We start from the raw sequence: 19,159 nt of genomic DNA on the forward strand, positions 1-19,159 counted from the left end.
AAAAAGCCACGCCAATGGCGGAGCAACGACGCATAGATCGCTATTGTCGACTGAATCCAAATACACCTGCCGTTGCCATTACCGAGGAAGCACCGACCATCAAAGCCAAAGCTACGACCCAGCTAATTGCATCGACCTGCCGCCAGTACATGGTGTATCCCGCTTGCATGCAAAGGATTCGCAAGTGATCTTTTGAACGGGCAAAGCATCTCCGCCCATCGCGGCAGAATCAATAGATAAACTCGATTCCAAATAATCATTGCTACTTCACCTTCGGCGCCTTAATTATGTCGAATCCACGACTAAGGAAGTGGCCTGTGAGGCTGCCAAGCCGCATATCGCAACCATCATGGCGACACTGGCGTGTGGCAAGTTTGTAACCCATGGTGGTAGCTACCAGTTAACATGATCGAATCTAAATTCCGTATTGGCCTTTGTCTATGACCGATCCCGCGCAAACCTATGAACAGGCACTAGCAGCCTTCAATCGACAGGACTGGCGTGGCTTACTTGAGCACACGGCGAAATTGATTCCGATCGCTCCGGAACATGCTGGATTGCATTACCTAACCGGGGTAGCGGCACTTGAGTTGCGGATACCGCAGCTCGCCGCACAACATATGGCCCGGGCGACCCAGCTCGATCCGACAAATAGCCGATACGCCGTCCAGTACGCAAAAACGCTGATCGCCCTGCATAGAACCAGTGAGGCATTGACGGTTGCCAATCGGGCCATGGCGCTGCAACCGCGGGATGCGGCGACACTCGACACCCTGGGTGTCGTGTTCTCGTTTTGCAACGCGTATGACCGTGCCACGGCCGTCTTTCGCCAGGTTGTGGAACTGGCCCCCCATGTCGGCCTGTTTCGCTTCAACTACGCCACTGCGCTGATCTCCGCGGGTGAGCTGGCCACTGCGGAGAACGAACTGGAACGCTGCCTGGAGCTCGAGCCGACGCGATGGAATGCCAACCTGACCTTGGCCCAGATCCGCAAGCAGACGCCATCGAGCAATCACGTTACTCGTTTGGAGAACGCACTGGCCGGTGCCGGAAGCGATCTTTCGGCAAACATGTATCTCCATCTCGCACTTGCCAAGGAGCTGGAGGATCTGGCGGATTATCCGAATGCTTTCGACCACCTCACCAAAGGTAAGACTGCGGCCGGAAAATCGCGTGCTTATTCGAGCGGTCAAGACAAAGAAATTTTCGAGTCCTTGATGACCGCATTTTCCGAGCCTGTTACCGAGTCGAGAGGCTTTTTGACCGATGAGCCGATTTTTATTATCGGCATGCCCCGCAGCGGAACGACCCTGGTCGAGAGAATCGTAAGCAGCCACCCGGATGTCTATACCGCGGGCGAGTTGTCTAACTTCAGCGCGGTTCTAAAACAGGCATCTCGAAGCCGGACACCCTTGCTTCTCGATCCCGACACCATTGCACACGCAAGCGATCTCGACTGGGAAGCTGTGGGTCGAAGTTATATCGATAGCACCCGACCGCTCACGGGCTCTCGACCCCGGTTCATCGACAAGCTTCCGCATAACTTTCTCTATGCAGGCTTTATAGCGAAGGCTTTACCCAAGGCAAAGATCATCTGCCTGCGCCGCAATCCGATGGACTCGTGTCTTAGCAATTTCAGACAACTGTTTACGCTTACCTCGCCATTTTTCGATTACACATTCGATTTGCTTGACGTAGGTCGCTACTACATTTTATTCGATCGCCTCATGTCGCATTGGCGTCGCGTTCTTCCCGGCCGCATCCTGGAGGTCGACTACGAATCCCTGGTCGATGCCCAGGAACAAGGCTCGCGGGAAATCATTTCCTTCTGCGGATTGACCTGGGACGACGCCTGTCTGAGGTTTCACGAGAACGCTGCGCCGGTGGCCACGGCCAGCGCAGCACAGGTTCGCGAACCCATGAATCGAAAATCCGTCGATCGATGGCGCCGCTATGAGCCGCAACTGGGCGAGCTGAAGGCCCTTTTGCTCGAGGCGGGCATCCCCATCGAATGAATTCAAGCACAAAAAAAAGCCCCGCTATCCGCGGGGCTTTTTTTCAATCAAAGGCAGATCAGTTTGCCTTGCCGAACTTGTAAGTCGCCTGGACGTAATAAGCGCGACCGTTCACGTTGTAGTTGAGCGAGTTGTACGGTGTGCCCTCGGTACCCGGATAGCTATGATCTACCGGCGGCATGTTGTTGAACACGTTATCCACCAGGAACGACAAGGCCAGGTTATCGGTCGGGTTGAACGTCACACTCGCGTTGTAAACGAACCACGGCGCAAGCTTGCCAGCGTTCGGCGCACCGTAGCCCACCTGGGTCGCGACAAAGTTCGGCGTCGAACCATAGCGATTGCCATAGAGGGTGGTGCTCCACTTGTCATACGTCCAGGTGATCGACGCATTGACCTTGGTCTTGAAATCCGTGCTGAACTCCGGATCGCGCAACTCGTCGATCGGCGGGTCGCCAGGGAACTGCTCAAGCTCGTGCTTCAACACGTTGCTGTAAGAAGTATTGAACGACAGCTTTCCGAAGCGGCCGATGTCCTGGATATAACCGAAGTTCGCCACGACCGCGTTCACCAGTTCCTGCGATACGTTCACCTTCGGCGTATAGATGGACTGAATCGTGCCCAGATGTACGCCATCGGTCGACGGGCCACGGGTGATCGAGGCCACGGCATTCAGACAGGTCGGCGAGTTCGGATCGATCTGGCCGATGCTGCACTGATATTCCTTCAGCGACAGGTTATCCGCGAACTGAGGCGCGACCTCGTTCTTGATGTTGTAGTGGTAGTAATCCACGCTCAACGACATCTGCGGCAGCGGCGCAAGGACGAAGCCGTAGTTCCACACCTTGGCCGTGATCGGCTTCAGCGTCGGATCACCGTTGGTGGTGCCGAAGTACTGAACGGAACTGTACTTGGGCTTACACGCTGCGATCTTGTCCGGGGTCGCGCCGTCAATGGCGCAGTTCGTGTAGTCGGTCACGAAAGAGTAGCTACCGCTCTGGCCCTGGAACTCATCGGCGAGCGTAGGCACCTTGAATGCCGTGCCGTACTTGCCACGGATCAGCAGCATTTCGAACGGACGGAACTCCAGACCGATGTTGTACGTGCCATGGTCCACGTCCTTGTTCAGAACCTTGTAGTTGTCATAGCGACCGGACAGATCGACCGTCAACATCGAGGTGATCGGTGCGCTGAACTCGGCGGTGGTCGCCCAACGCGAACGATGGCCCGCACCCTGCACGTCGGTGAAACCCCAGACTTGGTTGTTCAGTACACGCGCGTCCGGCGAGTAATCCCAACCCTGGTTGCCGCCTTCAGCCACGATCGCCAAGCCGGCGTCGCCGCCGGGCAGGGAGAACAGCGACGCGTTGGTGATCTGCGCGCGCAGCATGTTGTCCCACGTCTTTGAACGTGTCGAGGTATAGCCCGTGAAGCTGTCAAAATCAGCCTGGGAGACCGGCTGATAGAAAGCATTGTAGTTGGGCGAAAACACCGGGTAGTAGTTGAACAGCGGGTCCAGACCCTGCTGCGGGCCCAACACATGGCTCTGGAAGTAGGCGTCGATCGGCCCCTTGAAGCGCTGGAACGTGCGCGACAACAGTTGATCCTGAGAATGCGTGAAGCCGAGGTCGTAGTCCCACTTCGAAGATCCGAACGTACCCTTGACACCCAGATTGAGGTTGTAGGAGTTCTCGGTGTTTTTGTCTTCGATGTTCTTATAGCCACCCACTTCCTCGGGCGAGAAAGCGTGCTGCAGCAGCACCAGATCTTGCAGCTTCTGATCGTAGATCAGGCCATAGTCCTGGGTGCTCCAGAACATGAAGTTGGAGCCCGGCTGATACTTCTGTTCGTCGTAGTTGTAGAGCAGATCGCCATACAACTGGACGTTGTCGTTCACGTCGAACGTTGCATGGGTATAAAGGTTGGCCGTCTTTTGATCCGTGGTCAGCGTGGCATAGCCCGGGCTGACAAACTCGCCGCAATAATTGCCGCTGCCCGCACGGCTCTGGTACGCCGTTTTGCCGCCATATAGGCTGCTTACGTTGGAGCAGCCAACGCCGGGATTGAGCACGTTCGGGTCCTGATAACCGGTACCCTGATATTCGCTCAGCACCAGATAGTCACGGCTGGCCACCGCCGGGCTGGTGCCCTGCTGGTAGTACTGCCGGGTCAGGCTGCGATCGAAGCCCCAGATGGGCTGCGTGCTTTCGAACTGCACGCCGGCCAACACGTTCAGCTTGCCCCAGGTAAAGCTGTCGGCCAGGTACACGCGGCGATCAGCGCCACCGCCATCCTTGTGCCAGCCGTAGCGCACATCGAGCACCGGCGCATCGAGCTTCTTCTTCAGCACGATGTTGATGACGCCTGCGATAGCGTCCGAACCGTACAGCGACGATTGGCCGCCCGGCAGGATGTCGATGTGATCGACCATCTCGACCGGCAGGCCGCTCAAGTTATTGAAGGCGTCACTACCGTTGTAGAGTGCCGGGAAGTCACCCATCGGGCGACCGTCGATCAGGTATTTCACGAAGCCGACCGGCAAACCGAAAATGCTGAGGGTCTGCGCCGTCTGGGTGAAGCCGCCCGAGAAGTTCGCACCCTGCACCGCGCCCGTCGCGAACGACGATTGCTGCAGCGCCTCGGCGACTGTGGTGAAGCCCTTGGCCTTCAGGTCACTGGCTGTGATGGTGATAACCGGCGTAGCCGTTTCAACCTGGGTCTGCGGAATCAGCGAGCCGGTAACCGTAACGGCTTCGAGTTTCTTGGCCTTGCTGGCATCGGCCGACTGATCACTTTGCGTGTCTTGCGGTGCACCAGCAGCGTACGCGCTGGAATAGCCAACCGCCAAAGCCACCAAAACGGCAGCCGAAAGCTTGGACTTCAACATTGGTAACTCCCCTAAAGCTTTTCTACTTGAAGATTTCCGAGGGAGCCTCCTCCTGGCTTCCCTTCCCTCGAAACGTGGCGCGACGAGGCCCGTGTCCCCTTATGTGCCTGACCCCAAATTCAGACAGTCGTGCTTGACAACTGTTTAACATGGACATTTCGCGCACGCAACATTTTGTTGTGATTTTTTCACACCCTCAAACAGGTAGGGTTTTTTATAACCCTCTGTATTTGCTTACCAATATAGGTTTCGCGAAACTTACGGCGATATCGCCTGTGCCAAATGGCACATGGCTCCGAACCATCCGGGAAAACAAAAAAGCCGCACGGACTCGAGGTCCGTGCGGCTTGATATGGCCCCGCCCAAAGGCAGGCCTGGTGTTTACAGCGAGAAGTCGTATTCCGCGTTGAGCTGCACGTAACGCGGCGGCTGGAACCCGGTCGGGGTCAGGAAGGTCGACGAATTGAACGTGCTGCCGGCGATACCCAGGTCCGAATTGTAGTTCGCGTTCTGGATTTCGTTGACGGTCAACACCTGGTGCTTGTTGAACACGTTGAACACGGTCGCACGCAGCGTCACGCCCTTGGCCCACTGCGGCTTATACGAACCGTTGAGGTCCAGCTGCCAGTAGTTCGGCGTGGTGCCGATCGAACCGCGCGGCGCGGTGTGACCGTTCGTACCGTCGGCAGCCGTGCAATACAGGTACGCCGAGGCGCCACCCGAACCGTAACCGCCGATCACGTTATCGATCGGCGCATCGCCGTAGCAGTTCTCCGGACGACCGGACTGCCAGACGAAGTTCGCGCCCAGCTGCCACTCGTTGGTGATGTTCCACGCACCGAACGCCTTCAGCGTGTGACGGCGATCGTTCGGCTGATTGCCGTTGGCACCGGTCATGAGTTCCGGATAGTCGAACAGCTCCGATGTACCCGTGTCGGCCTGACCGATGTTCGAGTCCACCAGACCTTCCGAGTTACCCCAGGACTTGGCCCACACGTAAGAGACGTTCAGATAGAACTTGTCGTCGAAGTTCTTTTCCGCCGTCAACTGCAGGGCGTAGTAGTCACGCTTGTACTTGGGCTCGCCGAGCTGGGCCGCGCTCAGGTGAACCGGATAGAGCTGGCTGCTGCCCGCCATCAACGGCAGCTGCAGGTTGATACCGCTGCCCGGATTGAAGATATAGCAACCCGGCAAGCCCGGATTGTCACCCGGAGGCGACAGCGAGTTCGGATCCAGAGCCATGCCATACGTGGCGTTGGCATATGCGGCGACCGGACGGAAGTCGCAGGTGTCGTCGATACCCGTCAACACCTTGCGATAGATCGCCTTGGCACCCAGCGTCCAGCCGGCGAGCTGCTGCTGGCCACCCAGGATGAACTCACGCTGCTTGAAGGGCTTGAGACCGGACGAAGCGACCGACTGCGCGGGCGGCGTCACACCGGTTTCGCCGTTGGCATAGAGCGGATCGCCGATCGGGGTCAGGCCTTGCGGCACGCCGGTCGTCGGATCGATGCTCGTGTAGTTGTAGGTCTGGATGCGATACAGCGAAGCGGCTGCGCCACGGATAGCCACGCCCGCATCGACCGGCAGCGAGTAGTCACCGGCGCTGGCATACAGCTTGGTCGAGGAATCGCCATTCACGTCCCAGGACACGCCCAGGCGCGGTTGGAGATTGTGACCCTGGCTGAGGTAGGTCTGGCCCAGGCCATTGCGGTTGTTGAACTGGTCGTTGCGCAAGCCCAGACGCGCGACGAAGTTGTCCGTGACGTGCCACATGTCTTGCACATACTCGGCACGCTGCGTGATACCCACCTTGGCGCCCGTCGCGAACACCGTCTGGGTGACGGTGTTGTCCGCCGGAGACGCGCCCGAGGTCGGCGACAGCGGGTCGTACTCGTACAGAGCGCCGCCTTCGTAGACGGTACCCGTATTGGACTTGGTCACATCACGCGTGAAACCGCCGGACAGTTCGTGGTCGCCCACTTTCCACTGCAGGTCGATACGGCCGCTGGAACGGGAGTCTTCGCCGTTTGCACTGGTGAGCGAACCACCTGGCACGAAAGCGCACGACTGGATCGGCGCGAGCTGGCCCGCGACGACCGGATTGCGCCGGTCGTTGATCGCCGGGCAACCGGGCGCGAACGGGGCGTCGGCAAGGACGCCATCGTAGCTTTCCACCGTGCCGTTCGCCGAGACGGCGGTATTGATGCGCTTGTTCTTGCTCTTGCCGTACTGCACCTGGACGTTGAAGCTGTCAGTGATGTAGCCGGTGTACTTGAGAATATTGGTCTGGCCACCGGCTTTCTGGTTGTACACACCCTGTTGATCGAAATGATAGGGGTTGTTGTTCGCGTCGAAACCGTAGTTGTAGACGTCCGTGCTGTAGTGACGGGTATCGCTGAAACCGGTGTACTCGAGGATGTTGTCCTCGTTGATGTTCCAGTTCAGCTTGACCAGGTAGTACGGATCTTTTTCTTCCGTCTGCTGGAAGCCGCCGCCATTGGTGCCGCCATCAGGAATGTAGGTGCCGTAGCTCTGGTCGTTGGTCTTGGTCTGACTGACCAGGGCAAAGATGAACAACTTGTCCTTGATCAGCGGACCGCCCAACCAGGCGCTCCAGCGATTGCTGAAGTCGACCGGGCTACCGGGCGTGTTGCTGTTGGCGGAGGCATAGTTGCGATTGCCGCTATTGACCTGCTGCAATGTACCGTTGTTCTTGTACACCGTCGGGAAGCTGCCCTGCAGACCGATCGGATTCCAGGTGTCGTCGATACCACCCTTCCACTCGTTCGTACCCTGCTTGGTCTGGATCGAGATCACACCGCCGGTGGAGTTGCCGTATTCCGGACCGAACGCGCCATCCTGGATGTTTTCCGAGTCGATCGCTTCATACGGCACCTGCGCGAAGCTAAGCGAATCGAACTGGTTGGTGACGTTGAAGCCGTTGACGTAGTACGAGTTCTCCGCAACGGACGAACCGCCGAAGGACGCCAGGTTACCGAAAGCCGAGTCGCCACGCGTCACACCTGGCGCGAGCAATGCCGCAGCCGTCACGTTGCGGGCGATAGGGAGCGACTTGAGCTGATCGGCCGTGAAGGTGGTGGTGGTCTGCACGGAGGACACGTCGATCGCCGGAAGGGCATTGGCCTGGACGGTGATCGAACCCAGCTGGGTCGCATTGGCGCTCGCCGCTGCTACCGCGGTACCGGCATCCAGATTGAAGCCGGTACCGGCCGAAACGGTGATGTCGCGCGTAACCGTCTGGCCTTTTTGCGGATAACTGATGTGATAGTTGCCCGGGACAAGCGCCGCGGCACGGAAACGGCCATCGTTATCGGCCGTGATGGTGCGTACCTGGCCACTGCTCACATTGGTCAGCTGCACCTGCGCGCCAGGATCGGCCGTACCGTAGGCGATACCCACGGTGCTCTGCGCCATGACGGCGCCACCATAGACGCCCAGCGCCAGGGCAACGGACAAAACAATCTTCTTACGCGCGAAACGTGCGTACTGCATAGACATGTAGGTACTCCCCTCGAAAATCTCGAAAAAAAGCAAAAAACCTAACAGCAAAAATTCGGCTAGGTGTTCTTGTGTCGGCCCTGGTTAATTCGCCTGCTCAGTACCCCACCGACGCAGCGCGAATACCCTCCACCACAGGGCCGCTTGATCCCGAGAATACGTATTCAAGAGAAATGTTCAAGTTTCGTTTTTTTCTCACGAAACCCCTATATTTTGCGCCTTTTTTTTCAAGTTCTTGCCATCGAAACTTCTTGTGATTCGCTTTTTCTTTCGATGGCTAAAATGTTTATTTTTATATCCGCGCAATAGCCGATAAATAAAATGGACTGTAATTTAAATATCGATTTATTCAGCCCATAAATCAGGCAATGAAATTTCGGAAATGCAAAGGCAGTGAACCTCGCCAGATTCGAGCGATAGCAACGGTCACGGGCAACATCGCCTTCATCGTCTGCGGTGGATCGTGTTTTTCGATCGGATGTCCGCCAGGGTGAAATCATGCCTGGCCGCCGGGGCACGGTTTATGCGCAGACACATCGGCAAATTAGCTAACGAGTCTATCGTTTCAACTGCAACAATATCCTGCGATTCGCTTCAACTTGCGGACCCAGCCTTTGCGATCGACCATTCTTGCGTATCAGACGAGCCTCTCCTGCTCCAGCTCACTCTTGAGATACGCGTAATAGATAGGCGCGGCGATCAGTCCGGCCAGCCCGAATGCGGCCTCCATCACCAGCATGGCAATCAGCAGTTCCCACGCCCGTGCTCGAATCTGCGTGCCGACGATGCGCGCATTGAGGAAGTACTCGAGCTTGTGGATCAGTATCAGGAAAGCCAGCGCCGCGACGCCTACCCATAGCGATACCGACAGCCCGACGACGGTGATGGCGGTGTTGGAGATCAGGTTGCCGATCACGGGCAAAAGGCCGGCGAGGAAGGTCACCAGGATCAAGGTCTTGGTCAGCGGCAGATGGATACCGGCCAAGGGCAGCACAACGACCAGGAAAATCGCGGTGAAGACCGTATTGACGACTGAAATCTTGATCTGCGCGAACACGATGTTGTGAAACGCCTCGGCCAGCCGCTGACAACGCAGCCCCATGGCGGCGGCCAGCGGGCCGACCTGATGCGCTGGCCGTGCACGGCTCAAGGCGACGATCGCACCAAGTACCAGGCCGATAAGAATATGCACCAGGGCGCGTGCGGCACCCTTGCCCAGCAACTGCAAGCTGCTTGCATGCTTGCGGGTCAGCTCCAACGCCATGATGCGCAGATCGTCGACGCTGTCGGGAAGCCAACCGGTGATCGACGGCGGAAGTTGCTGGCGGGCCTTTTCGACCAGCGGCATCAGCTGGACCTGCCACAGCTGCTCGGGATTGCCGATCTCGTTGCGCAAAAAGCTGACGGTGCTAAGAATCAGCAGCATCAGCAGGCCGACCACGATCGCGCCAAGCACCGCCACCACCAGCACGCGTGCGCGATCGCTGGGGATGCGCCGCCCCAGCAACGGCGCCAGCGACTGCACCAGCTCGAATACCAGCAGCCCGGCCAGCAACGCCGGCAACAGGTGCAGCAGCAGGATCAACAGCAGGCCCAGGCCCACCAGGATGTAGCTGGCGACGGTGATGACAGGCTGCGCGGGGCGCGGGGCGGGCTGATGAAGGTCCATGGATCGGCCGCATAGGAAATTGCGGGGAGTCTGTCAGTACCTCGCCGCTATCGCCAGCCCTGCCACCCCGGGATCTGTTCAGACACAGTGCTGTCGTAAACTTTAGCGAGATTATCCGTTTGTCTCAGCCACAGGGTCCAAAGCATGTCTATCCGTTCATCGGCAACGCTCGCCGCGCTCGTTCTGCTCGCCGGTTGCTCGTCCGCTCCGTCTCACCGCGATGCCCATGCATCGACGACAACGGAGCCGGCCCTCCCCGCTGCGTCCACACCCGCGACGCCTGCCGACGACAATCTCAATGCAGTCGCCTGGACCCAGACGGCTGTCGAGCATGACCTGATTTACCTGCAGACCTACCGCGATGCGCAGAGCCGGTTGCTGGCGGCGATGAAAGACAAGCAATGGGACGCGCTGGCCAAGGACGACCGTGTCGCTCCCGCTGCCGGTCTGAAGCCTGCCGTAGTGCTGGATATCGACGAGACCGTATTGGACAACTCGCCTTACCAGGCGCGCCTGATCAAGAGCGGCGGCGAATTCAATGAAGCCGACTGGGCGGCCTGGTGCAAGGAAGAAAAAGCACGCGCCCTGCCGGGCGTGGTGGAGTTCACCCAGTTCGCCGCAAAACACGGCATTGCGGTGATCTACGTATCCAACCGCGCCAAGGATCTGGACGAAGCCACCCTTGGCAACCTGCGCAAGGCGGGCGTGCCGGTATCGGGCCCGGAAGCCTTCCTCGGCCTGGGCACCTTTGTGCAGGACTGCGAGCAGGTCGGCACGGAGAAGGGTTGCCGCCGCCAGCTGATCAGTCGCAAATATCGCGTGCTGATGCAGTTCGGCGATCAGATCGGCGATTTCGCGAACGTGCTGGCCAACACCACCGAAGGTCGCCAGAAGGCCATCGCTCCGTATATGGCCTGGATCGGCACGCGCTGGTTCGTGCTGCCGAACCCGAGCTACGGTTCGTGGGAGCCGGCGCTGTTCAACAATGACTGGAGCCTGCCCCGCGAACAGCGCCGGCAGCAGAAGATCGGCGCGCTGCGCTACAACTGACTCAAGACAATCGTTGAATATCAATAGCTTAGATATATATATGTAAGGTATTGCCTTAGCTTTAACGGAGAAGTAATATCTCTCTCGCCAAATCCTGCTGACCTCTAATTCACTGCAGGCGAGGCCATTTCCCTTCCGGCTCTGCCGGATTACCCCGCGAGGCCCAACGCCCGCGGGTTTTCTTTTAGGGCCATCAGACGCGCCTTCCGCCTCTTGTTTAGGCGCTGCCCCCACCTATACGCTCCGCCGGCCGTCCCGCCTGGCTGCGAACAGCCACTCACCGCGAGATCACCCATGCGCAGCCTTCGCTTTCGGTCGTTTCTGTTTATCGCCGCCACCGCCCTGGCTCTTGGCGCCTGCCATGACAAGGACCAGCAGCAAGCCGCGACACCGGGCGGCGAGACGCCGGAAGCGGCCGTGCAGCAGTCGGTCACCCTGATCAAGAACGGCGACTTCGGCGGGTTCTGGAAGCACGCCTTGCCGCCCACGGACTTCACCACGCTCCAACTGGATTGGAGCAAACCCGATCCCGACCGCCAGCCGCTTACCGACGAACAACGGGCCGAGTTCACCAAGAACTACACCGCCTGGACCGAGCCGGATGCGGAAAACAAGCGTTACGCCGAACTCAAGCCAAAGCTTGTACAGCTCTCCCAGCAGTACCGCGACCAGATGCCGGTGATGATCGGCATCGTCCAGCAGATCGCCAAAACCGGCGTGGAGCAGGACAAGAACATGACCGCCACGCAGAAAGCGCAGGCCAATGCGGTCGTCGACACACTGGCGCCCTGGGTGCAGCAGGCGCCATGGTTCGACCAGGACAAGGCCAAGCAGAGCATCGCCATTGTCGTTGCCACGGCGCGCAAGCTGGATCTGAAATCGGCCGATGAGCTGCGCGGCATGGATTTCGTCACCGCTATGCAGAAATATTCGATCGGCTATGAAGGCTTGAAGCAGGTGTTGAATCTCTATGGCCTGTCGCTGGACCAGACCTGGGACTCGGTCAAGCTCAGTACGATCGAGAACGCCAACGGCCACGCCCGCGTAAAGATCGACTATGTCCTGCTGGGCAAGCCGCTTTCGACCGAATCGGTGCTGATCCAGCAAGACGGCCGCTGGTACAGCGAGGACCTGCTCAAGAACGCCCGCGAGACGCATAAGCGGCTCAGCGAGCCGGCACCGAGCACCACGGCGGCGCCTGCGCCGGCCGCATCGACGGTCACCGCCAAAACGAGTTCTTAAGAGGCGGAGCGCCGCAATAGTTACAATAGCGGCATGCCGACTATCTCGACCGCGGATTCCACCGCCTCCCGTAGCCGTTCCCCCTGGTGGTTTCACCTGGCCGGACAGATTCTTGAACCCTGGGTGCGCCTGCGGCGCGATCCGGCCGAACCGGCTGCCATGCTGCAGCCTGGCGTGCCGGTCTGCTATGTCATCGAGCGCGATGGGCTGTCCGACGCGCTGATCCTCGAGCGCGCCTGCCGTGAGGCCGGCCTGCCCAGCCCGATGCAGCCACTCGCCGGCACGCGGCGCCGGCGATCGGTGTTTGCGCTGGCACGCCGCGACGGCTGGCTGTTCGGACGCAACCGTCACCGTGCCCCGAACGAACCCCTCGGCCAGCTGGTGCGCTCGCTGGAGGCACAGCCCGATCGCGACATCCAGATCGTTCCCGTGTCGATCTATGTCGGCCGCGCGCCCAACCGCGAGAGCGGCTGGTTCAGCGTGCTGTTCTCGGAAAACTGGGTCGTCGTCGGCCGCTTCCGCCGCATGCTGGCGCTGCTGCTCAACGGCCGCGATACGGCCGTGCACTTCTCCGCCCCGGTGTCGTTGCGCAGCGTGGTCAACGATGCAGGCGACGTACGGCCGGAGCGCTTTGCGCGCAAGCTGGCACGCGTCCTGCGCACGCATTTCCGTCGTATTCGCGCGGCAGTGATCGGACCCGATCTGTCGCATCGCCGCACCGTGGTCGACGCCGTACTCAATGCCGAGCCGGTGCGCGAAGCTATTGCCGCGTCGATGAGCAAAGAGAACTTGAGCCATGCCAAGGCATGGAGCAAGGCGCGCAAGCTGGCGATGGAAATCGCCGCGGACTATTCGCATCCGGTAGTGCGCTCGGTCTCGTTCCTGCTGTCGAACTTCTGGAACAAGTTGTACGACGGTATCGCCATGCATCATTTCGACAAGGCCCGCGCCGCCGCGCCCGGCCACGAAGTGGTGTACGTACCTTGCCATCGTAGCCATACCGATTACCTGTTGCTGAGCTATCAGCTGCATATGGCTGGCGTCGTGGTGCCGCATATTGCCGCAGGCGTCAACCTCAACCTGCCGGTGATCGGACCGATCCTGCGCCGTGGCGGCGCGTTTTTCCTGCGCCGCAGCTTCAAGGGCAACGCGCTGTATTCGGTGGTGTTCAACGAGTACCTGGCGCAGCTGATCGATCGTGGCGTACCGATCGAGTACTTCATCGAAGGCGGCCGTTCGCGCACGGGTCGCCTGCTTGCTCCGCGTGCCGGCATGCTGGTGATGACGGTGCGTGCGTTCCTGCGCGCGCCACGCCGCCCGGTGCTGTTCCAGCCTGTCTACATCGGCTACGAGAAGCTGATGGAAGGCAAATCGTATGCGGGTGAGCTGTCCGGCAAACCCAAAGAAAAAGAATCGCTGCTCGGTCTGTTGCGTGGCCTCAAGGTGTTGCGCCAACACTACGGCCATGTCGCGCTGAATTTCGGCGAGCCGATCGAGCTGACCCCGCTGCTCGACGCTACCGGCTCCGATTGGCGAGCCGCCAGCGGCGATCCCGATGCCAAGCCGGAATGGCTCAACAGCGTGGTCGACAGCCTGGCCGACAAGATCCAGATCAATATCAACCGCGCGGCGGACGTCAACCCGATCAACCTGCTCGCACTTGCCTTACTGGCCACGCCCAAGCATGCGATGGCCGAGAACGATCTGCTGGTGCAGCTGGAGCTGATGAAGGCCTTGATCGCCGAGCTGCCCTACTCCGACCGCGTCACGCTGACCCCGATGGACCCGGCCGGCATCATCGCCTACGGCGAGCAGATGGGCTGGATTCGCCGTGTGCGTCATCCGCTGGGCGACGTGCTGGTCACCGAGGACGAACAGGCGGTATTGCTGAGCTATTTCCGCAACAACGTCCTGCACCTGACCGCCACCGCGGCATGGGTCGCCTGCTGTTTCCTCAACAACCGTCGCATGACGCGCGTGTCGATCCTGCGACTGGGCAAGATCATCTATCCGTTTATCCAAGGCGAGCTGTTCCTGCCCTGGGATGCCGAAGGTTTCTCGCAGCAGCTGCAGGCAACCATCGACTTCTTCGTGCGTCGCGGCCTGCTCGAATCGACCGGTGAAGGCCGCGTACTCGAACGCGGCCCCGGCCAGGATGACGGCGCCTATCAGCTCAAGGTGATCGCGCGCACGCTCATTCAGGCGTTCGAGCGCTACTACATCACCATCGCGGCGCTGGTAAAGAACGGCCCGCATACGCTGACCGCTGCCGAGCTGGAAAACGCGTGCGCGCTGACGGCGCAACGCCTGAGCCTGCTCAACGAATTGTCCGCGCCGGAGTTCTTCGACAAGGCGCTGTTCCGTGGTTTCATCCAGAAGCTGCGCGAAAGCCGCGTCCTGACCACCGACGAAAACGGCAAGCTCGACTATGACCGCGCGCTCGAAGACATGGTGCGCGATGCGCGCGTGATTCTGTCGCGCGAAGTGCGCCACTCGATCCTGAAGATCACCCCGGGCGGCGACAACGAGAAGGAAGGCGTGCTGACCGAAGAAGAAACCACCGCCAGCGCGGCGAATACCAGCGAGATGTTGCACGAGCGGCATGTCGCCAACGAACACGAACAGCATGCAGCGACAGAATCGGAGAAGGATTCACGCTGAAAGAACGAGGTCGCTCGTAGATGACGAGCTGACCTCACCCTTTACGGTGGCATACAACTCAGATGCCTTCAGTCCTGCACCGCGGTGTCAGATGTCTCCAGGCCATGAGGCACATGGAGATGCCACGTAGAACGGAAAGTCTCCGGGACGTCCCAGCCAACCGCCATCAACGGCCCGCTCGATACGGGCTGGTCTTGTGGCGCATCCACGTTGGTCACCGTCACTTCCATAGTAAAGGCGTCGTGCTCGTAGTTGATAGGGTGATTGCCCGGACGCGCGCAGCGGACACCGACGGGGAATATGAGAGGCTCAAAGTCTTGCGGGCATTTGACATTCGAGAAGACGTAGCCGCCGCCATTGTCGACCGAGTAGGCCAGGGGATTGCGTCCATAGGAGGCGGCCGGCACATCGAACGTCACAACGCCTGACTCCCCCGGCGCCAACTCCACATGAGATACCTGCCTCATCGAAATCTGACTAGGCTCCGGCGGTTGGCCAGTGTGCGTTTCAAACGCGCATGCGGTGTGGGCAATGCCAAACATACCCAACGACACAAGTGCGACTTTCAAGGCGGATAGCGACATATAGCTCCTTTCGTTTTGTCGTTTTACAAGCCAACTTAGGCTCGGAAAATTATTCCACTGCGTGTCATACGCCGCCCGTCGCCGTTTCACAAAAATGCATAAAAATCAAGCTGTTTAAGCATGCTTACCATGATTATTTAGAATGCTCCAAGCGCCGCACTGCCTCCGATCTGACATGCCGAAAGCGATTCGGAATGCCGCGTAGCCAACGGAAGGCCGCCTTCGCCATAGCACGTCATAAAGAGACAGCCCCAAGAGGCTCGGAGCGAGCCAGCTAGCCTCTGCATAGCCAGGAACTACGCCAATTCCTGTAGCATGCAGGTCATGAGCGACCCATCCCATACCACTCATTTCGGCTTCCGTGACGTCCCGGTTGGCGACAAGCAAAAGCTCGTCGGCCAGGTGTTTACCTCGGTGGCGCGCAGCTACGACCTGATGAACGACCTGATGTCGTTCGGCGTACATCGCTTGTGGAAGCGCCATTTCGTGGCGGTCAGCGGCGTGCGCCGCGGCGATCGCGTACTCGACTTGGCCGGCGGCACCGGCGATATCGCCGCGCTGCTCAAGCCGGTGGTAGGCGAGGAAGGCGATGTGGTGGTCGGCGATATCAACGCGGCGATGCTGAGCGTCGGTCGCGATCGGCTGACCGACCGCGGGCTGGTCAACGGCCTGCGTTGGGCACAGCTCAATGCCGAGGCACTACCGTTCCCGGACAACAGTTTCGACGCCGTGACGATGGCCTTCGGTCTGCGCAATGTCACCGACAAGGAAAAGGCGCTGGCCGATATCTGCCGTGTGCTCAAACCGGGTGGCCGCGCGCTGGTGCTGGAGTTCTCGCGCGTGCAGAACGAGCTTTTCAGCAAGCTCTACGATTTCCATTCGTTCAAGGTGCTGCCCAAGCTCGGCCAGCTGTTTGCCGGCGATGCCGACAGCTACCAGTACCTGGCCGAGTCGATCCGCAAGCATCCGGATCAGGAAACACTCAAGAGCATGATGGAACGCGCCGGCTTCGGCCGCGTCGATGTGCGCAACCTGACCAACGGCATCGTGGCGATTCATCGCGGTTATAAGTTTTAAGAGCGTAGGAGTGAGTGGAGAGGAGTAAGGAGTGAGAGAAAAGCAGGTAACGCCCTGGCTCACCGATCCCTCAGCCCCTGCTCTCTCTTACTCCTCACTCCTCTCCACTCACTCCTAACTCCAACCCCATGCCGAACCGCCATCGCCCGCTCGCCCTGCTCGGTGCCATCGTCGGCTGGTTCGGTCTGTTGCTGCAGCTCTACCTCACCATCGAACTCAAGCGTATCGCCGGTGAGGGTATTGGCGCGGCGCTGTGGCTTTACTTCGGCTACTTCACCATCCTCAGCAACATCCTGGCCGCGTGGGCACTGACCGCTGCAGGCCTGCGGTCGGATCGGCCATCGATACGGTTCTTTCAACGCCCGGGCGTGCATACCGCCATCGCGATGAGCATGACCGTGGTGGGTCTGGTCTACAACATCATGCTGCGCCAGCTCTGGCACCCGCAGGGCTTGCAGATCATCGGCGACAACATCATGCACGTCGTCATGCCGGTATGGTTTCTCGTCTACTGGTGGCTGGGCGTGCCCAAGCAGACACTGCATTGGCGCCAAGTATGGGTATGGCTGTTGTATCCGGCCGCGTACTTCGGCTACGCCTTGCTGCGCGGCGCGTATGACGGCTGGTATCCCTATCCCTTCCTGGACGTGAAAGCGATCGGTTATGTGCAGGTGCTGCTCGACGCGATCGTCGTACTCGCCGCCTTCCTGGCGATCGCCCTCGTGCTGGTCGCACTCGGGCGATGGCAAGGGCGCCGGCTTCCGCTGGCGGCCTGATGCTCAGCCGGTTGCGCGAAGATCCATGAGCACGCGACCCACACGCAACATATCCACCTCGTGCGGGCCATCGCGCCAGGTCTCGGCAACCGCCTGCGCGTACCACGTCTGCAGCGCAGGTAACGCCAACATGCGCTCGACGTAAGCCTTTGCAGCATCGCTCAGCGCAAGCCCGTAGGTCTGCACGCGAAACACCACCGGCGCAAAGAACGCATCGACAGCCGTAAATGCCTTGCCGGCAAGGAACGGACCGCCGAAACGAGCCAGCCCTTCGGTCCACAAGCCATCGATGCGCGCGATATCCACATGCACGGGTGTCGGGATGTCATGCAGCTGTACGCGAACGCCGCAGCTCATCAGGCAATGATCGCGCAATGCCTGAAAGCCGCTGTGCATTTCCGCAGCCGCGCAACGTGCCCAGGCTCGCGCGAGGGCATCGGCCGGCCATACGCCGGGATGACGCTCAGCCAGGTATTCGGTGATGCCGAGCGAGTCCCACACGACCACATCGCCATCGTGCAGGCAAGGCACCCTGCCGCTGGGCGAAAAGCGCAGAAACTGACCGCGTGCAATCGTTTCGTCGAACGGCTCGATGCGCTCCACGAAAGGAATGCCCAAGGCCTGCATCAATACCCACGGCCGCAACGACCACGACGAGTAGTTCTTGTTGGCGATGTAAAGCGCGTACACGTTCTCTCCCCGTGAGTGATGACTTCAATGCTTGAGTGCAACCGCCTGCGCCGGTACAGGTACAGCACGGCGACGCGCATTGACCAACACCACGCCAGCGACCGTCAACACGCCGCCAGCCAGGGTCAGCCAGGTTGGCCGCTCGCTCAACCATAGCCAGCCGATCAATACGGCGATCGGCGGCGACAGGTAGATAAAACTGCTGACCTGCGATGCCGATGCACGCTTGAGTGCGATATTCCAGGCGATGTAGCCGACAAAGGTCGGCGCGACACCCAGCCACAGCAGGCTGGCGAGGTGCGAAGCGGGAGCCTGCATCACGGCCTCGCTCAAACCGGATAGGCCGAACGGCGCCGCGCCAAGCGTGCCACCGAAAAAGGTCGCGGCGGTGACGCCCAAGGTGCTGCTGCGAGCGAAGAACGGCTTTTGCCCGACGAAGTAGATCGCCGAGGCAGCCACGCATATCAGCACCAACGCCGCCATCGGCTCGAAGCTGAGCTGCTTGCCACTGGTCAGCACCACCAGGATCACACCGGCCAGCGCCACGCCCAGGCCGAGCAGCTTGCGCCCACCCAGCCGTTCGCGCAGCCAGATCGCCGACAGCGCGGCCGTTGCGCCGGGCACTAGGGAAATCAGGATCGCCGCCGTGCCGCTGGCGATGCGCGTTTCAGCGTAGCAAAGACACACGTGGTAGACGGTCAGGCCGATCAGGCCCAGCCCGATCAATGCCGGCCAGTCGCGGCGGGCCGGCATCGGCACCCGCTTGACCAGCAGCAGCACGCCAAAGCACAGCGAGCCGATCAGCAGGCGAGCGAACGCCACCTGCCCGGGCGTAAACGACGCGAGGCTATACGCGATCGCCGCGTAAGCCGAGGACCAGGTCAATAGAGCAATCGCGATCGCGATAAGTGCGCGACCGTCCAGACGTTCGTTTTCCATGGATGCACCGGGGAGGGAGAACGCGCATATCCTAGCGAGGACACGAA

13 protein-coding genes are annotated in these 19,159 nt (G+C 59.9%); 6 read left to right on the top strand and 7 right to left on the bottom strand.

All coding sequences use genetic code 11. From position 1 onward, the window contains the following. The first annotated feature begins 440 nt into the window (after window positions 1-440). Window positions 441-2,015, top strand: a complete 1,575-nt coding sequence (locus tag QMG46_RS01440; RefSeq protein ID WP_281850657.1) for a tetratricopeptide repeat-containing sulfotransferase family protein — start codon at window positions 441-443, stop codon at window positions 2,013-2,015. Window positions 2,016-2,073: 58 nt separating this feature from the next. On the opposite strand, the gene QMG46_RS01445 is transcribed toward QMG46_RS01440, so the two are convergent. The 4 genes from QMG46_RS01445 to QMG46_RS01460 form a co-directional block, all read right to left on the bottom strand. After that, entirely contained in the window at window positions 2,074-4,902 is a 2,829-nt protein-coding gene (locus tag QMG46_RS01445; RefSeq protein ID WP_281850658.1) for a TonB-dependent receptor domain-containing protein, read from the bottom strand. 381 nt (window positions 4,903-5,283) lie between these two features. Next, window positions 5,284-8,424 carry a TonB-dependent receptor gene (locus QMG46_RS01450; protein WP_281850659.1) on the bottom strand — a complete coding sequence of 1,047 codons (3,141 nt, stop codon included), beginning with the start codon at window positions 8,422-8,424 and terminating at the stop codon, window positions 5,284-5,286. Window positions 8,425-8,651: 227 nt separating this feature from the next. After that, window positions 8,652-8,924: a hypothetical protein gene (locus QMG46_RS01455; RefSeq protein WP_281850660.1), complete on the bottom strand. Its 273-nt coding sequence runs from the start codon at window positions 8,922-8,924 to the stop codon at window positions 8,652-8,654. 137 nt (window positions 8,925-9,061) lie between these two features. Continuing rightward, window positions 9,062-10,093: an AI-2E family transporter gene (locus tag QMG46_RS01460; RefSeq protein WP_281850661.1), complete on the bottom strand. Its 1,032-nt coding sequence runs from the start codon at window positions 10,091-10,093 to the stop codon at window positions 9,062-9,064. 144 nt (window positions 10,094-10,237) lie between these two features. On the opposite strand from QMG46_RS01460, the gene QMG46_RS01465 reads away from it, so the two are divergent. The 3 genes from QMG46_RS01465 to plsB all read left to right on the top strand — a co-directional run bounded on the left by QMG46_RS01465 (window position 10,238) and on the right by plsB (window position 15,046). Continuing rightward, a complete protein-coding gene (locus tag QMG46_RS01465) occupies window positions 10,238-11,143 on the top strand; it encodes an HAD family acid phosphatase (protein ID WP_281850662.1) in 906 nt (301 codons plus the stop codon). 294 nt (window positions 11,144-11,437) lie between these two features. Further along, window positions 11,438-12,385 (top strand): hypothetical protein, encoded by a 948-nt coding sequence (locus QMG46_RS01470; RefSeq protein WP_281850663.1) that lies wholly within the window; start codon window positions 11,438-11,440, stop codon window positions 12,383-12,385. 33 nt (window positions 12,386-12,418) lie between these two features. Continuing rightward, window positions 12,419-15,046: a glycerol-3-phosphate 1-O-acyltransferase PlsB gene (plsB, locus tag QMG46_RS01475; RefSeq protein WP_281850664.1), complete on the top strand. Its 2,628-nt coding sequence runs from the start codon at window positions 12,419-12,421 to the stop codon at window positions 15,044-15,046. Between the two features lie 68 nt (window positions 15,047-15,114). Here the strand turns inward: plsB and QMG46_RS01480 are convergent, their stop codons facing one another. After that, complete coding sequence (locus QMG46_RS01480; protein ID WP_281850665.1) at window positions 15,115-15,630, bottom strand: hypothetical protein; 516 nt, start codon at window positions 15,628-15,630, stop codon at window positions 15,115-15,117. Between the two features lie 324 nt (window positions 15,631-15,954). Here QMG46_RS01480 and ubiE point away from each other — a divergent pair, with 324 nt between their 5' ends. Then, complete coding sequence (gene ubiE / locus QMG46_RS01485) at window positions 15,955-16,707, top strand: bifunctional demethylmenaquinone methyltransferase/2-methoxy-6-polyprenyl-1,4-benzoquinol methylase UbiE (protein WP_281850666.1); 753 nt, start codon at window positions 15,955-15,957, stop codon at window positions 16,705-16,707. Window positions 16,708-16,835: 128 nt separating this feature from the next. Then, window positions 16,836-17,483 carry a Pr6Pr family membrane protein gene (locus QMG46_RS01490; RefSeq protein WP_281850667.1) on the top strand — a complete coding sequence of 216 codons (648 nt, stop codon included), beginning with the start codon at window positions 16,836-16,838 and terminating at the stop codon, window positions 17,481-17,483. A 3-nt stretch (window positions 17,484-17,486) separates the two neighbouring features. Here QMG46_RS01490 and QMG46_RS01495 read toward each other — a convergent pair whose 3' ends face one another. Next, the gene (locus tag QMG46_RS01495; protein WP_281850668.1) at window positions 17,487-18,173 is read right to left on the bottom strand and encodes a glutathione S-transferase family protein; all 687 of its coding nucleotides are present in this window, start codon (window positions 18,171-18,173) and stop codon (window positions 17,487-17,489) included. Between the two features lie 24 nt (window positions 18,174-18,197). Continuing rightward, on the bottom strand, window positions 18,198-19,112 hold the full coding sequence (locus QMG46_RS01500) for a DMT family transporter (RefSeq protein WP_281850669.1): 915 nt from the start codon (window positions 19,110-19,112) through the stop codon (window positions 18,198-18,200). Between the last annotated feature and the right edge of the window lie 47 nt (window positions 19,113-19,159).

It is taken from the genome of Dyella sp. GSA-30, from assembly GCF_027924605.1.
GTDB lineage: Bacteria > Pseudomonadota > Gammaproteobacteria > Xanthomonadales > Rhodanobacteraceae > GSA-30.

What these genes read in the sequence shown, in the direction of transcription:
- QMG46_RS01440 (WP_281850657.1), top strand. Translation starts at nt 441, where the DNA reads ATGACCGATCCCGCGCAAACCTATGAACAGGCACTAGCAGCCTTCAAT.
- QMG46_RS01445 (WP_281850658.1), bottom strand. Translation starts at nt 4,902, where the DNA reads ATGTTGAAGTCCAAGCTTTCGGCTGCCGTTTTGGTGGCTTTGGCGGTT.
- QMG46_RS01450 (WP_281850659.1), bottom strand. Translation starts at nt 8,424, where the DNA reads ATGTCTATGCAGTACGCACGTTTCGCGCGTAAGAAGATTGTTTTGTCC.
- QMG46_RS01455 (WP_281850660.1), bottom strand. Translation starts at nt 8,924, where the DNA reads ATGATTTCACCCTGGCGGACATCCGATCGAAAAACACGATCCACCGCA.
- QMG46_RS01460 (WP_281850661.1), bottom strand. Translation starts at nt 10,093, where the DNA reads ATGGACCTTCATCAGCCCGCCCCGCGCCCCGCGCAGCCTGTCATCACC.
- QMG46_RS01465 (WP_281850662.1), top strand. Translation starts at nt 10,238, where the DNA reads ATGTCTATCCGTTCATCGGCAACGCTCGCCGCGCTCGTTCTGCTCGCC.
- QMG46_RS01470 (WP_281850663.1), top strand. Translation starts at nt 11,438, where the DNA reads ATGCGCAGCCTTCGCTTTCGGTCGTTTCTGTTTATCGCCGCCACCGCC.
- plsB (WP_281850664.1), top strand. Translation starts at nt 12,419, where the DNA reads ATGCCGACTATCTCGACCGCGGATTCCACCGCCTCCCGTAGCCGTTCC.
- QMG46_RS01480 (WP_281850665.1), bottom strand. Translation starts at nt 15,630, where the DNA reads ATGTCGCTATCCGCCTTGAAAGTCGCACTTGTGTCGTTGGGTATGTTT.
- ubiE (WP_281850666.1), top strand. Translation starts at nt 15,955, where the DNA reads ATGAGCGACCCATCCCATACCACTCATTTCGGCTTCCGTGACGTCCCG.
- QMG46_RS01490 (WP_281850667.1), top strand. Translation starts at nt 16,836, where the DNA reads ATGCCGAACCGCCATCGCCCGCTCGCCCTGCTCGGTGCCATCGTCGGC.
- QMG46_RS01500 (WP_281850669.1), bottom strand. Translation starts at nt 19,112, where the DNA reads ATGGAAAACGAACGTCTGGACGGTCGCGCACTTATCGCGATCGCGATT.